The organism is Acuticoccus sediminis, assembly GCF_003258595.1.
Classification (GTDB): Bacteria; Pseudomonadota; Alphaproteobacteria; order Rhizobiales; family Amorphaceae; genus Acuticoccus; species Acuticoccus sediminis.
On the sequence record NZ_QHHQ01000001.1, the window covers coordinates 1,573,454 to 1,587,070 of the forward strand.

12 protein-coding genes and 2 pseudogenes are annotated in these 13,617 nt (G+C 69.8%); 7 read left to right on the plus strand and 7 right to left on the minus strand.

The window, feature by feature from the left end:
* Position 1: 1 nt before the first annotated feature.
* From DLJ53_RS06815 to rhmD, 4 genes are all read right to left on the minus strand, one after another.
* Positions 2–1,288, minus strand: coding sequence for a TRAP transporter large permease (locus DLJ53_RS06815; RefSeq protein WP_111343388.1), 1,287 nt, complete (start codon positions 1,286–1,288; stop codon positions 2–4).
* Positions 1,285–1,749: a TRAP transporter small permease gene (locus DLJ53_RS06820; RefSeq protein WP_162408966.1), complete on the minus strand. Its 465-nt coding sequence runs from the start codon at positions 1,747–1,749 to the stop codon at positions 1,285–1,287. Before DLJ53_RS06820 ends, DLJ53_RS06815 begins: the two co-directional genes overlap by 4 nt.
* Positions 1,750–1,817: 68 nt before the next feature.
* The gene (locus DLJ53_RS06825; RefSeq protein ID WP_111343392.1) at positions 1,818–2,810 is read right to left on the minus strand and encodes a TRAP transporter substrate-binding protein; all 993 of its coding nucleotides are present in this window, start codon (positions 2,808–2,810) and stop codon (positions 1,818–1,820) included.
* A gap of 95 nt (positions 2,811–2,905) precedes the next feature.
* The gene (gene rhmD / locus DLJ53_RS06830) at positions 2,906–4,090 is read right to left on the minus strand and encodes an L-rhamnonate dehydratase (RefSeq protein ID WP_111343394.1); all 1,185 of its coding nucleotides are present in this window, start codon (positions 4,088–4,090) and stop codon (positions 2,906–2,908) included.
* Positions 4,091–4,179: 89 nt separating this feature from the next.
* Between rhmD and DLJ53_RS06835 the strand changes: the two genes are divergently transcribed.
* Complete coding sequence (locus DLJ53_RS06835; RefSeq protein WP_211100544.1) at positions 4,180–5,160, plus strand: LysR family transcriptional regulator; 981 nt, start codon at positions 4,180–4,182, stop codon at positions 5,158–5,160.
* Positions 5,161–5,175: 15 nt separating this feature from the next.
* Here DLJ53_RS06835 and DLJ53_RS06840 read toward each other — a convergent pair whose 3' ends face one another.
* Positions 5,176–5,949 (minus strand): NAD kinase, encoded by a 774-nt coding sequence (locus DLJ53_RS06840; RefSeq protein ID WP_425320955.1) that lies wholly within the window; start codon positions 5,947–5,949, stop codon positions 5,176–5,178.
* 212 nt (positions 5,950–6,161) lie between these two features.
* On the opposite strand from DLJ53_RS06840, the pseudogene DLJ53_RS36625 reads away from it, so the two are divergent.
* Both DLJ53_RS36625 and DLJ53_RS36630 read left to right on the plus strand, forming a co-directional pair.
* Positions 6,162–6,359, plus strand: a pseudogene (locus DLJ53_RS36625) (iron-sulfur cluster assembly protein); the annotation flags it as partial.
* Between the two features lie 279 nt (positions 6,360–6,638).
* Positions 6,639–7,403: pseudogene (locus DLJ53_RS36630) on the plus strand (Mrp/NBP35 family ATP-binding protein); the annotation flags it as partial.
* A 49-nt stretch (positions 7,404–7,452) separates the two neighbouring features.
* On the opposite strand, the gene DLJ53_RS06850 reads toward DLJ53_RS36630, so the two are convergent.
* Positions 7,453–8,817 carry a multidrug effflux MFS transporter gene (locus DLJ53_RS06850; RefSeq protein ID WP_111343400.1) on the minus strand — a complete coding sequence of 455 codons (1,365 nt, stop codon included), beginning with the start codon at positions 8,815–8,817 and terminating at the stop codon, positions 7,453–7,455.
* A 56-nt stretch (positions 8,818–8,873) separates the two neighbouring features.
* A complete protein-coding gene (gene moaA / locus DLJ53_RS06855; RefSeq protein WP_162408968.1) occupies positions 8,874–9,875 on the minus strand; it encodes a GTP 3',8-cyclase MoaA in 1,002 nt (333 codons plus the stop codon).
* A gap of 79 nt (positions 9,876–9,954) precedes the next feature.
* Between moaA and DLJ53_RS06860 the strand changes: the two genes are divergently transcribed.
* From DLJ53_RS06860 to DLJ53_RS06875, 4 genes are all read left to right on the plus strand, one after another.
* Positions 9,955–10,335: a gamma-butyrobetaine hydroxylase family protein gene (locus DLJ53_RS06860; protein ID WP_111343404.1), complete on the plus strand. Its 381-nt coding sequence runs from the start codon at positions 9,955–9,957 to the stop codon at positions 10,333–10,335.
* A 340-nt stretch (positions 10,336–10,675) separates the two neighbouring features.
* Entirely contained in the window at positions 10,676–11,608 is a 933-nt protein-coding gene (locus DLJ53_RS06865; RefSeq protein WP_162408970.1) for an alpha/beta fold hydrolase, read from the plus strand.
* A gap of 93 nt (positions 11,609–11,701) precedes the next feature.
* Positions 11,702–12,121: a PaaI family thioesterase gene (locus DLJ53_RS06870; RefSeq protein ID WP_111343408.1), complete on the plus strand. Its 420-nt coding sequence runs from the start codon at positions 11,702–11,704 to the stop codon at positions 12,119–12,121.
* Between the two features lie 375 nt (positions 12,122–12,496).
* Positions 12,497–13,258 (plus strand): glucose 1-dehydrogenase, encoded by a 762-nt coding sequence (locus DLJ53_RS06875; RefSeq protein WP_111343410.1) that lies wholly within the window; start codon positions 12,497–12,499, stop codon positions 13,256–13,258.
* Positions 13,259–13,617 lie beyond the last annotated feature (359 nt).

Here is a 13,617-nt window from a genome sequence, read left to right on the forward strand (position 1 = left end):
GTCAGCCGCCGTAGCCTGCGAACAGGCGCGGGACTGCGAGCGTGACGGCCGGCACGTAGGTGATGACGACGAGGCCGGCGAGGATGATGAGGAAATACGGGATGAAGGGGCGGATCACCTTGGCATAGTCCACCCCGCCGATACGGCAGGCAAGGATCAGGATGATCGCCACCGGCGGCGTGATCGAGCCGAGCAGCACCGAGATGATCGTCACGATCGCGAAGTGGATCGGGTCGATCCCGTAGGCGGCGCCGATGGGTGCGAGCATCGGCGTCACCAGGATGAGGGCCGAGATCGTCTCGACGAACATGCCGAGGATCAGGAGCGCCACGACGATGAGCCCGAGCGCGAGGTACGGGTTCGAGGTGAGCGTCGTCAGCGCCTCGGCGATCTGTGCCGGGAAGCCCTCGCGGGCGATGATCCAGGAGAACAGCGCCGCGCCGCCGAGGATGATGAGGATCGACGAGGTGGCGATGGCCGCGTCGCGCAGGTGGTGCCAGGCGAGGCCCGGGCCGAGCTTGCCGGTCACGAACCCGTAGAGGAGGGCGTAAACGACCGCGAGGACGCCGGCCTCCGTGGCGGTGAAGACGCCGGACTGGATGCCGCCGATGATGAGGACCGGCAGCACCAGCGCCGGCAGCGCGGCGAGGAAGGCGCGGCCGATCTCGGCCTTCGTGGCGCGCGAATGTTTCTGGCCGCCGATGGTGTCGGCCTTCCACCAGGTGAGGGCCATCAGGAAGAGGGCGATGACAAGGCCCGGCAGGATTCCCGCGAGGAAGAGGGTACCGATCGACTGCCCGGTCATCGCGCCGTAGAGCACCATGAGGAGCGACGGCGGCAGGATGGGGCCGAGGATCGCCGACGCCGCGGTGATCACCGCGGACCACTCCGGCTTGTAGCCCTCCTTCTTCATGGCCGGCAGCAGCATGGAGCCGACCGCCGCGACGTCCGCCGCCGCCGAGCCCGAGATCCCGGAGAACATCAGCGATGTGGCGATGTTCACCTGTGCGAGGCCGCCGCGGATGTGGCCGATGAGGGCGGAGGCGAAGCGCACGATCGCCGCGGTGATCCCGGAGACGTTCATGAGGTTGCCCGCCAGGATGAAGAGCGGGATCGCCATCAGCGGGAAGGAGTCGAGGGAGGAAAAGAAGCGCTGCGGCAGGAGGACGAGCGGCACGTTCATGAACATCAGCACGACCGTGACCGCCGAGAGGCCCATGGCGAAGGCGATGGGCACGCCGACGATCAGGAGCACCGTGAAGAGCGCGAAGAGGACGGCGACGGTCATGTGGGAAGCACCGGGTTGTCGTCGCCCATCTGGGTCGGATAGGCGTCCGCCCCGCTTTCGCGGCGGAACAGGAGGGCGATGATCCCGAGCGCCGCGCCGAGCGGGATGGGCGCGTAGACCCAGGCGCGGGAGATGCCGAGCGTCGGGAGCATGAAGTTCACGGAGCGCGCCGCGTAGGCGTAGCCGTACCAGGCGAGGAAGCCGAGGAAGATCGCGCCGAGGAGCGTCGCGAGGCGCAGGCGCCAGATGGTCGCCTTCGGGGGCAGCGGCAGGATGTCCACGATGATCTCACCGTGGATGTAGAGCACGACCGGCAGGCCCATCATGACGGACCAGACGAGGAGGATGCGCACCACCTCTTCGGTCCAGAAGTAGGAGAACCAGGGGACGAAGCGGTCGACCACCTGGAGGAAAACCAGGGCGATCATGACCGCGAAGACGACCGTAAGGACCGCCGCCATACCGGCAGCGGTCCAGTCCGCCATGCGACGGAGCGTGCTCCGTCGCTGGGCGTCGCCCGGGTTCAGGGTCACTCTCCGCCGAGTTCGCGGATCTGGGCGAGCGCGTCGGTGGCGCCGGCCTTCTCGGCGAAGGTGTCCTGCAGCGGGGTCAGCGCCTCACGGAACGGCTCCGGATCGACCTCGTGGATCTCGATGCCGGTCTCGGCGAGCTTGGTGAACCAGTCCTTCTCGCGGCCGAGGTGGGCCTCACGCTGCTCGTCGGCGACCTGGGCGGCCGATTCCAGCAGGATCTTCTGGCTCTCCTCGGAGAGGCCGTCGAGGAACATCCGCGAGGTGACGAACGAGCCGTCGAACAGGATGTGGCGCGTCTTGTTGAGGTGCTTGGTCACCTCGTAGATGCGCTGCGTGAAGCCGGCCTCGGGGGTGCCTTCCATCGCCTGGACGACGTTCGACTGGAGCGCGGTGTAGATCTCCGGGGCCGGGATCGGCGTCGGCTGGGCGCTGAGGGCCTTGAAGGTCTCGATGAAGACCGGGCTCTCCGGCACGCGGATCTTGAGGTCGGCGAAGTCGGCCGGCGTCTCGATCACGCGGTCGGTGGTGTAGGTGTCGCGGTAGCCCGACAGCATCCAGTTGGCGATGACGAGGCCGGTGGCGTCCTCGAGCTGGCTCGCCATCGTCTGACCGATGTCACCGTCGACGACCGCCGCCCAGTGCTCCGGGCCGGTGTAGAGGTAGGGAAGGGTCAGGATGCCGAAGGCGGGCACGTAGTTGGAGTACAGGCCGCTCTCGCCGAAGCCCATCTCGATGGTTCCGAGCTGGACGCCCTCGATGATCTCGCGCTGGCCGCCGAGCTGGCCGCCGGGGAGGATCTCCATCTGGAGCTCGCCGCCCGAGCGCTCCTCGACCAGTTCCTTCAGGCGCAGCGCGGCGACGTGCTGCTCGGAGCTTTCCGGCAGGTGGTGGGCGAGACGGATCGTCGTCTGCGCGAACGCCGGACCGGCGAGCATCGCCGTGCCCAGGAGCGCCGCCACGGTCATCCGTGCGGATTTCAGGATCGTCATCGGGTCTTCCTCCTAGAAGATTTTTGTGGGCAGGGGCGCGGGGCGGCCTCGCGGGTCGCCGCAGCGCCCCGCGGGTGAGCCGCCGCCGCGGCCGGTCAGTGCGTGTAGGGACGTTCGAGCGTCAGCCCCTCGGCGAGGGTCACGCCGAAGCCGGGCTTGTCGAGCTCCGACATCTTGATCTTGCCGTTCACGGGCACCGGCTCGCCCTCGAGCATGGGCGAGAACATCGGGACGACCTTGTCGGCCTTCGGTGCCATCATGAGGAACTCCGCGAACGGGCTGTTCTGCCGGGTGCAGACGAAGTGGTACGAGTAGACGCTCGATCCGTGCGGGACGACGAGCTTGCCGTGTGCGTCGGCCAGCGCCGAAATCTTAATTAATTCAGTGAGTCCGCCGCACCAGTTCACGTCCGGCTGCACGATGTCGCAGCAGTCCATTTCCATCAGCATGCGGAAGCCCCAGCGGGTGGCCTCGTGCTCGCCGGTGGTGACCAGCATGCCGCGCGGGACGTTCTTGCGGAGTTCGGCGTAGCCCCAGTAGTCGTCGGGCGAGAGGCACTCCTCGATCCACTTGAAGCCGATCGGGTCGAGCCGATTGGCAAGGCGCGTCGCGTACTCGACCGTGAGGCTCATCCAGCAGTCGTACATGAGCCAGAAGTCGGGGCCGACCTTCTCGCGCATCCGGGCGACGTGCTCGACCGCCTCGTTGAGGCCTTCCTCGCCCTGTGCCGGGCCGAAGCGCAGCGGCATCTTGCCACCGATGAAGCCCATCTCCTTGGCGAGGTCCGGGCGCGCGCCGGTGGCGTAGAAGGTGATCTCGTCGCGGACGGGTCCGCCGATCATCGCGTGGACCGGCTCCTGGCGCACCTGGCCGAGCAGGTCCCACAGGGCGAGGTCGACGCCGGAAATCACGTTGAGGACGAGGCCGCGGCGACCGTAGTAGATGGTCGCGTTGTACATCTGGTCCCACATCAGCTCGATGTCGGTGACCTTGCGGCCCTCGAGGAAGCGGGCGAGGTGCTTCTCGACGATGTAGGCGCCGGGCTCGCCCGCGGTGGTCACGGCGAAGCCGCGATGCCCGGTGTCGGTCTCGATTTCGACGAGGAGGGTGCCGAGCACGTTGATGCCGAAGGACTGACGGCTCGCGCGGTACTGCGGATATTTCGACATCGGGGTCGAAATGTTGTCGTCGATCCAGTGGTCGGCGCCCTGGTCGTGGTAGTCCGCTCCGCCGCCGCGAACGACGCTGGCCCGGACGTGCCGGATCACTGGTACGGCCATGAATTGTGGCTCCCTGAATTGCCTGATCTCTGTCGGATCGATGGCGCAATTGACCGAAAGGACTGGTGCCAATCCAATGAGATTGTGCCATGCTGCAATCGCAAATCACGATCGGTGCGCCTGCTCTGATGAGCAACTTCATCCAAACGTTGCGCTTTCGGCATCTTGCGCTGGTGGAGGCTCTGGCGGCACACGGGACCATGCATCGCGCCACCGAGGCGCTGAACATGACCCAGTCCACCGGCTCCAAGATGCTGATGGACGTGGAGGCGATGGTCGGATGCCCGCTCTTCGTGCGCGAGCCGCGCGGCATGCGCGTGACCGAGATGGGCGAGCTCTTCGTCGCCCACGCCCGTGAGCAGCTCGGCCGGCTGAAGCGGTTCGAGGAGGGGTTCCTGGCGATGCGTCAGGGCGGCTACGGCACGCTCGTCGTCGGCGCCATCATGGGTTCCGCGCCCGATCTTGTGGCGACGACGGTGGCGGACGTGAAGCGCGCGCGCCCGCACCTGACGGTCCGCCTCGTCGGCGAGACCAGCGACCAGATCCTGCGGCTCCTGGAGCGCGGCGACCTCGACCTCGCGGTCGGCCGCGTCAGCGACCCGCGCCACCGGACGATGTTCGCGTTCGAGCCGCTGTCGAACGAGCCGCTCGCCATCGTGGTGCGGGCGGGGCATGCGCTGCTCTCGTCCGGCGGACCGTTCTCGCCGGCGGACCTCATCGACCAGCCTTGGGTGCTGCAACCGACCGCGACGCCCGCCCGCCGCACGCTGGATGCGACGTTCGATCGCGTCGGGCGGCGGCCGACGAACGTGGTGGAGGCGGAGTCGATCTTCGGCATCCTCCACCTCGTGCAGCAGTCGGACGCCATCGCGCTGCTGCCGATCGCCGTGGCGCGGGACCACATCAGGGCCGGCCTCCTCGCGGAGCTCGCCTGCACGGAGGTGCTGACGATCGCGGGGTTCGGCCTCATCACCCGCCGGGACGCGCCGCTCAGTGACGCCGCGGTGATGTTCGCCGCGGGACTGAGGCGGTGCGTGGCCGCCGGACTGCCGGCGGCGAGCGCCGCCTGAACCGCCCGGCGGGCATCAGTACATGAACTGCTCGGCGAGGATGCGCTCGTCCCACGAGTGATCCGGGTCGAACATGATGACGCAGCTCGCGTCGCGGTCCTCGCGCACTTCGACGCGGGCGACCTGGCGGATCTCCACGTGGTCCGCGGCGGCGGCGATGGGCCGCTTGTTCTGCTCCAGCGCCTCGATCGTCACCGTGACGTGGGCGGGGAGGAGCGCGCCGCGCCAGCGCCGGGGCCGGAATGCCGAAATGGGCGTCAACGCGAGGAGCTGCGCGTTGATCGGCAGGATCGGGCCGTGGGCGGAGAGGTTGTAGGCGGTCGATCCCGCCGGCGTCGCGACGAGGATGCCGTCGCAGATGAGCTCGCGCAGGCGCGGGCGCTCGTCGATGTGGATCGCGAGCTTGGCGGCCTGGTAGGTCTGGCGCAGGATCGAGACCTCGTTGATCGCCCGTGCCTCGAACACCTCGTCGCGCACGTTGGTGGCGCGCATGTGGAGGGGGCGGATCGTCGTCATCTCGGCGGCGGCGATGCGCTCGTGCAGGCGGTCGAGCGCGAAGTCGTTCATCAGGAAGCCGACCGAGCCACGGTTCATCCCGAAGGTGGGCTTGCCGGTGGACATGAAACGGTGCAGGCACGACAGCATCAGCCCGTCGCCGCCGAGGGCGACGATGACGTCCGCATCATCAGGCTCGTAAGAGCCGTAGCGGTCGGTGAGCGTCTGGGCTGCGGTCCGGGCCTCGGCGGTTTCCGCGGCCACGAAGGCCATGCGCTCAAGGCTGCGGGTCACGGGCGGGACAACGGTTTGGACATCACGGCAATCGTTCCGGGGGCTGCATCTTCACGGCTTGAGACGGCGCGTCAACCGCGTTGACGTACCGGACGGCACGAAAGAAGAGGGGATGCGACCGGCAAACCCCGCTATGCCGGCGTTGAATGCGAACGAAACGCCCGGCTGCGCCGCCCGAAGCGGCGAGCCCGCGGCGAGGAGGAGAACGGCCCATGGTCTCACGCGAATCGGTGCTGGCGGTGCTCGCCACCGTGCCGGACCCCGACGGGGGCGACCTCGTCTCGCGGGAGCGGATCCGCTCGCTGGTGGTGAAGGACGGACGCGTCGGCTTCGCGCTCGCCTCCCACGACCCCGTCGCCATGGAGGGTGCGCGCAGCGCCGCCGAGGCGGCCATCCGGGCGCTGGAGGGCGTGACGGACGTCCTCGCCGCGGTGGTGGACGAGCGCGACGGCACGTCCGAGCCCGCGCCCGCCTCGCGCCCCGGCCTGCTCGACAAGGCCCGGCGCCTCGTCGGCGGCGCGCGGTCGGCACCCACGGGAGCTACCGCACCCACGGCGCCGCCGCCGGCAGCCCCGGCCGCGCGCCCCGCCACCGCGCACCGCGCCGCACCTCCGTCCGGCCGTCCGGCGGCGAGCGGCACGGCGGGGGCCGGGGAAGGGCCGGACAACCTCGCCGGCGTGAAGCGCATCATCGCCGTCGGGTCCGGCAAGGGCGGGGTGGGCAAGTCGACCGTCTCGGCCAACCTCGCGGTCTCGCTGGCGGCCCTCGGCTGGCGCGTCGGGCTCGTCGACGCCGACATCTTCGGCCCGTCCATCCCTCTCCTCTTCGGCGCGGAGGGGTACCGGCCCAAGGGCGCCTTCATCCCGCTGGAGGCGCATGGGGTCAAGGTCATGTCCATCGGCTTTCTGGTGGATCCGGCCAAGGCCGTGGTGTGGCGCGGGCCGATGGTGACCGGCGCGCTCATGCAGCTCGTGCGCGACACGCAGTGGGGGCCGCTCGACGCGCTGCTGATCGACCTGCCACCCGGGACCGGCGACATCCAGCTCTCCCTCTCCCAGCGCGTCGCGCTGACGGGCGCGGTGGTGGTGACGACGCCGCAGGACCTCGCCCTCATCGACGTGCGCAAGGCGACCAACATGTTCGAGGCGGTGAAGGTGCCGGTCCTCGGCATGGTGGAGAACATGGCGACCTTCGTGTGCCCGAACTGCGGTACCGAGACCGACATCTTCGGCCACGGCGGCGGCGAGCGGGAGGCCGAGGCGGAAGGGGTCCCGTTCCTCGGCCGCATCCCGCTGACCCGCGCGATCCGCGATGCGTCCGACAACGGTCGCCCGATCGCCACCGATCCGGCGAGCCCGGAGGGCAAGGCCTACGCGGCGATCGCGGCCGAGCTGGTCGCGACCCTCGCCGGCGCGCAGGAGAAGCCGTTCCCGGAGATCGTGTTCGAGAGCTGAGAGCTGCCCCGGAGCGCCGGACCGCGACGGCGGGCCGGCGCCGAGCGGCTCAGCTCACCATGCCGCGCCGCAGGGTGAAGCTGAAGAACAGCGCGATCGTGCCGCCGATCAGCATCGGCCCCATGACGGGCCACATCGTGTCCGGCCACGGGTTGAAGTCGCACAGGAGGCCCACGACGAGGCTCGCCACGGCGCCGGCGCCGAGCTGGAAGGAGCCGGCAAGGCCGGAGGCGGTGCCGGCAAGGTGCGGACGCACGCTGACTGCGCCGGCGATCGCGTTGGGAAGCGCGAAGCCGTTGCCGAGGCCGACCAGCGTCATCGGCCCGAAGAAGGCGAGGGGGTGGATGATCCCCGCGACCGGCGCGAGCGCCGCCAGCACGATCCCCGCCAGCGTGACGACCGTGCCGGTGCGGATCATCATCACGAGCCCGAGCCGCTCGACGAAGCGCCCCGTGCAGAAGTTGCCGACGATGTACCCGGCCGCGACGCACATGAAGTAGAGGCCGTAGACCGCCGGGGGCAGGCCGAGGATCGTTTCGGCGACGAAGGCGCTGCCGGCGATGAACGCAAAGAAGCTCGTGCAGATGAACGCGAGCGCGGCCACGAAATGCCAGAAGGCGCGGATGCCGAAGAGCTCGCGCGCCTCGTCCTTCATGCGCTGGAAGCCGCCGCGCCCGGGTGCCGGCGGGTGCGTCTCGCCGAGGCGGGCGACCGTCGCCACCGTGGTGGCGACGCCGACGATGGCCATGAACAGGAAGATGCTGCGCCAGCCGAGAGCCTGGGACATGACGCCGCCGAGGCTGGGCGCCAGCATCGGCGCCACGGCCATGCCCATGGTGACGTAGGCGATGGCGGAGGCGGAGGAGCGCGCGCCGTAGATGTCGCGCACCACCGCCCGCGACAGCGCCAGCCCCACGCTGCTGCCGATCGCCTGGACGATGCGCCCGACGATCAGCACCGTGATGGTGGGCGCCGCAGCGCACATCGCCGAGCCCACGGCGAACAGCGCCAGCCCGCCGATCAGCACCGGCCGCCGTCCGCGCAGGTCCGACAGGGCGCCGACCACCAGCGTCGCGAGCGCGGTGGCGACGAGGAAGGCGGAGAGCGTGGCCGAGATGAGCGCGCGCGTCGTGCTCAGGTCGCTCTGCATGGTGCCCATGGCGGGCACGTACATGTTGAGCGCGATGGGCTGGACCGTGGAGACGGAAATCAGGAGCCACAGCGGTGCCGGGCTGCGGGTCGGGGTCGGGTCGGTCGTCTGCGCGGCGGCGGCAGGGGCGGTCGGCGCGGTGATGGTGTTCGGCTTCGCGGGGGCCGCCGGGGTCCGAGGGGCGTCGGGTGCGTCTGGCTCTGTCGACGGCGCATAGCGTTGCGCCGGCTCGAACTCGGCCGACGGGCACTCTGGTGGAGTCACAAACTTTCCTTTTCGGAGGCCCGCCCGCGCGCTTCAGGGAGAGCCTCTTGCGGGTGTCAGCCCCCGGTCGTGGACATGTGCCGCGCGACCGCCGGCCGTTCGTTTCGGCGTTCGATGACGAAGTCGTGGCCCTTGGGCTTGATGCCCATGCCATGGTCGATGGCCCGGTGCAGCGCCTCGTTGCCCTCCGACTGGCGCATCGGCGCGCGCAGGTCGACGGCGTGGTCCTGGCCGAGGCACAGGAAGAGTGTGCCGGTGCAGGTCAGGCGCACCCGGTTGCAGCTTTCGCAGAAATTGTGCGTCAGCGGCGTGATGAAGCCGACGCGCCCGCCGGTCTCCTCCACCCGCACGTAGCGGGCCGGACCGCCGGTGCGATCGGTGAGGTCCGTGAGGGTGAACTCCTCGGCGAGGCGCTGGCGCACGGTGGAGAGCGGCAGGTACTGGTCGGTCCGGTCCGCCTCGATCTCGCCCAGCGGCATCGTCTCGATCAGGGTGAGGTCATGGCCGCGCTCGTGACAGTAGCGCAGCATCGGCACGATCTCGTCCTCGTTGGCGTCCTTGAGGGCGACCATGTTGATCTTGACCTTGAGGCCGGCGGCCTGCGCGGCGTCGATCCCCTCGAGCACCTTGTCGAGGTTGCCCCAGCGGGTGATCGCGCGGAAATTGTCCGGGTCCAGCGTGTCGAGCGAGACGTTGACGCGGCGCACCCCGCAGTCGGCGAGCTCGGTCGCGTACTTGCCGAGCTGCGAGCCGTTGGTGGTGAGGGTCAGCTCCTCGAGCGCGCCGCTCTTGAGGTGGCGGGAGAGGTCGCGGAAGAGGCTCATCACGTTGCGTCGCACCAGCGGCTCGCCGCCTGTGATCCTCAGCTTGGTGACACCGCGCTCGACGAACGCCGTCGACACGCGGTCGAGCTCCTCCAGCGTGAGGAGGTCGCGCTTGGGAAGGAACGACATGTTCTCGGACATGCAGTAGACGCACCGGAAGTCGCACCGGTCGGTGACCGAGATGCGCAGGTACGTGACCCGCCGACCGAATGTGTCCTCCAGGACTGACGTCATGCGTTGCCTCATCTGTGTCGGACTTGTTTATATCGGCTTATCGCCCCTTCATCCAAGCCCATCCGAAAGGATGCGTGTCATGCAACCTATCCCATGGCCCACTCGCCTCACCGTCAACCGCGACCATTCGGTGTTGACGGTGGACTACGACGACGGAACCCGGCACGCCGTGAGCGCGGAGCTGCTCCGTGTGATGACGCCGTCGGCGGAGCGAACCGGGCATGGAGCGCGGCAGGTGATCGGCGGCAAGCGGGGCGTGACGATCCGCTCCATCGACCCGGTGGGCCGCTACGCGGTGCGGATCGGCTTCGACGACGGGCACGACACGGGCCTCTACACCTTCGAAACCCTGCACAATCTGGGGACGTCGCCGGACGAGCTCTTCGCCGCCTACGAGGCGGAACTCGCCAAGGTCGCCCTGTCGCGGGACAGGCCCGGCATCGCCCCGGCCCCGTCGTAGCCCTCCGCCACGTGCTCGCCATCCGCACGGAGGCGACGGTCGAGCCATATCCTGAACCGATAGCGTTGCGAGCCTGAGAGCGCCGCAATTCGGCCCACTGTCCGGTGATCGACTGCGCATGACGTCCGTGGGTTTCGCTCGCGACCAGATGTCGTGGCGCCGGTTCCGGTCCCGGATTGAGGTATAGGAAGACCCAATGGAGTCCGGAATGAACTCCGGTCTGTGCGGGTCTCGATTTCGGGGCATGTAAAATGCCGGGATCAATGGTGCGGGGCTCGCGCCGGCCGGGACGGTCGCCGAGGCCGCGCGTCTTCGGACGGATCGACCACAGGGAGACATGATGTCGGACGATGCAAAGTCCTCCGCCGCGGCGCTGTCGCGCGCGGCGGCGCTCTTGGATGACGGAGTTAGCGAACCGGCGGAGGTCGTCGCGGCCTTCGAGGCTGCGGCCACCGTGCTGAAGACGCCGTGCGGCGGCGGTGAGATGGTGTGGCACGCCTTCGGCGACGGCCCGCCGCTCGCGCTCCTCCACGGCGGCCACGGCTCCTGGCTGCACTGGCTGCGGATGATCGCGCCGCTCGCCGAGGCGAACCGCATCCTCGTCGCCGACATGCCGGGATACGGCGCGTCCGGCGACCTCCCCGACATTCCGAACGAGGGGACCGCGTTCGCCGACGCCATGGCCGAACCCATCGTCGCCGGCCTGAAGATCCTGTGCGGGTCCGAGCCGGTCGCGCTGGCGGGGTTCTCGTTCGGCGGCGTGGTCGCGACGCGCGCGGCGCGGATGCTGGGAACGCAGTGCCGCGAACTCGTCATCGTCGGCTCGATGGGCTTCGGCTTCGCCCTTTCCGATCCGCCGCCGCTGCGCAAGGTGCGCACTGTGAGCTCCGACGCGCTGGCCGAGGTCCACCGGGCGAACCTCGCCTCGATGATGTTCGCGAACGCGGACCGGATCGACGACCTCGCGGTCCACATCCAGACGCTGAACGTGCCGCGCGCGCGGGCACCGAGCCGCCTCGCCTCGCGCAGCGCCGCCTTGCTGGAGGCGCTGCCGGACGTGACCGCGCCGATCACCGCGATCTACGGTGAGCGCGACGCCGTCGCCTTCCAGCACGACGAGCGCTGGGAGATCCTGAAGGCCCACCCCGCCGGCGCGCGGCAGCACGTCATCGACGGGATGGGCCACTGGGTCCAGTACGAGGCCGCCGGTGCCGTGGCGCCACTGATGCGCGACGCGCTCGCCGCCCGTCTCGTCCCCGATGCCGCGTCCTGAGCGCGGCCTTTCGCCGGCCCCGGCGGGCCGCGAGGTTGGTCTGCGGACCGCCGCCGTGCTAGGCGGCCGCAACCGGAACGGAGGGGTCGACGCGTGGACGCGGGCAAGGTGATGGACGACGGTTGGACGGCGCTGTCCGGCCAGGGCTACATGGACTGGGTCGGTCCGCTCCTGATGCGCACGCTTCCCGACGGCGACGTCCGCTACGCGATGCGCGTCGAGGAACGTCACCTCAACGGGTTCGGGATCGTGCACGGCGGCGCGATCATGACCTTCCTGGACCACGCCATCGGCGTCTACGGCTCCCGCACGCACGACGCGCCCGGGCAGGCGACGATCAACCTCAACGTCTCCTTCGTCGAGGGGGTGATGGCCGGCTCGCTGCTCGAGGCGGAGATCGAGGTGGTGCGCACGACACGCTCGGTGATCTTCCTGCGCGGGACCGCGAGGGTCGGCGACACGGTCGTCGCGACGGCCGACGGCGTGTGGAAGATCCGCCGCCCGCGCAGCTAGGTCGGCTTCGCGCTACGGCGACTGGTCCGTCCGGCGCGAGTGTCCGGTCAGGCCCAGGCAGTTAGGCTCGCCCGGTGCCGCACGGTTATGGCGGCGCCGTTCGGGGCGCGACTGGCCCGGACGGGCACCCTGGCGGCATCCCGGGAATGGTCGGCCCGCACGGCAGGGCCTGTCCCGGTGGGAACCCTGCCGTACCTGTTCCATACTTCCCCGACATGCCCTGCGAGGCGTGTAGCGTCAGACGGGATCGTCTGACAAAATGATGGCGATGGGTCGTGCGACGGGGTAGAGCGGAGCGGGTCGGGTGTCCGGTCCGGGGCACGCTCCGGTGACGCGGCATCGCAGCCGGGCGGCGTAGAAACGAGGAGACACGGGATGGAACTGTCGCTGGAGGGGAAGGTCGCGCTGGTCACCGGCGCTTCGAGCGGCCTCGGCGCGAACTTCGCGAAGGCGCTCGCGCGGTCGGGGGCCTCGCTGGTGCTGGCCGCCCGCCGGCTCGACCGGCTCGAGGCGCTCCGGGACGAGCTCGCCACCCTCGGCACCACCGTCGGCGTGGTCGCGATGGACGTCACCGACACGGCCTCGATCGCGGCCGGGCTCGACGCCGCCGCTAGTGAGCTGGGGACGATCGACGTCGTGGTGAACAACGCCGGCGTGTCGACCGCGCAGCCGGCGCTGGACGTCTCCGACGAGGACTGGAGCTTCGTCATCGACACCAACCTCACCGGCTGCTTCACCGTCGCGCGCGAGGCGGCGCAGCGGCTGAAGACGGCCCAGCACGGCGGGTCGATCATTAACATCGCCTCGATCACCGGGCTGCGGCCGGCAGGCGCTCTGGTGCACTACGCCTCGGCGAAGGCCGGCCTCATCCACATGACGAAGGTGCTGGCGCTCGAGTGGGCGCGCTACGGCATCCGCGTCAACGCGATCTGCCCCGGCTACATCGAGACCGACATCAACCGCGAATTCTTTGCCACCGACGCGGGCGCGGCGCTGGTCCGGCGCATTCCGCAGCGCCGGCTCGGACAGCCGGACGACCTCTCCGGCGCGCTCTGCCTCCTGGCGAGCGATGCGTCGGCGTACATGACCGGCAGCGTCATCTCCATCGACGGCGGCCACCTCTGCAGCTCGCTCTAACGCCCCGCACCGGCCGCCCCCGCCGGCATGGCGGGCCGCGATGGACGTCGGGGAGAGGCAGCTCGCCCCGGGAAATGCTGATCGACTGGCCTCGCCCACGGGCGTAGCGGTCCAGGCAGGCCGGCGGGGACAGGCGGTCCCTCGGGAAATGCCGATCGATTGTCCGTGCCCATGGACGTGGAGGTCCGGGCAGACCGTCGGGGAGAGGCACGTCGCCCGGGAGATGCCGATCGATTGGCCACTCCCATGGGCGTGCTGGTCAGGGCCGGCCGTCGGGGAAGGCAGGGCCCTCGGGAAATGCCGATCGATTGGCCGCGCCGATGGGCGTGGAGGTCCGGGCTCGCCGGCGGGGAGAGGCA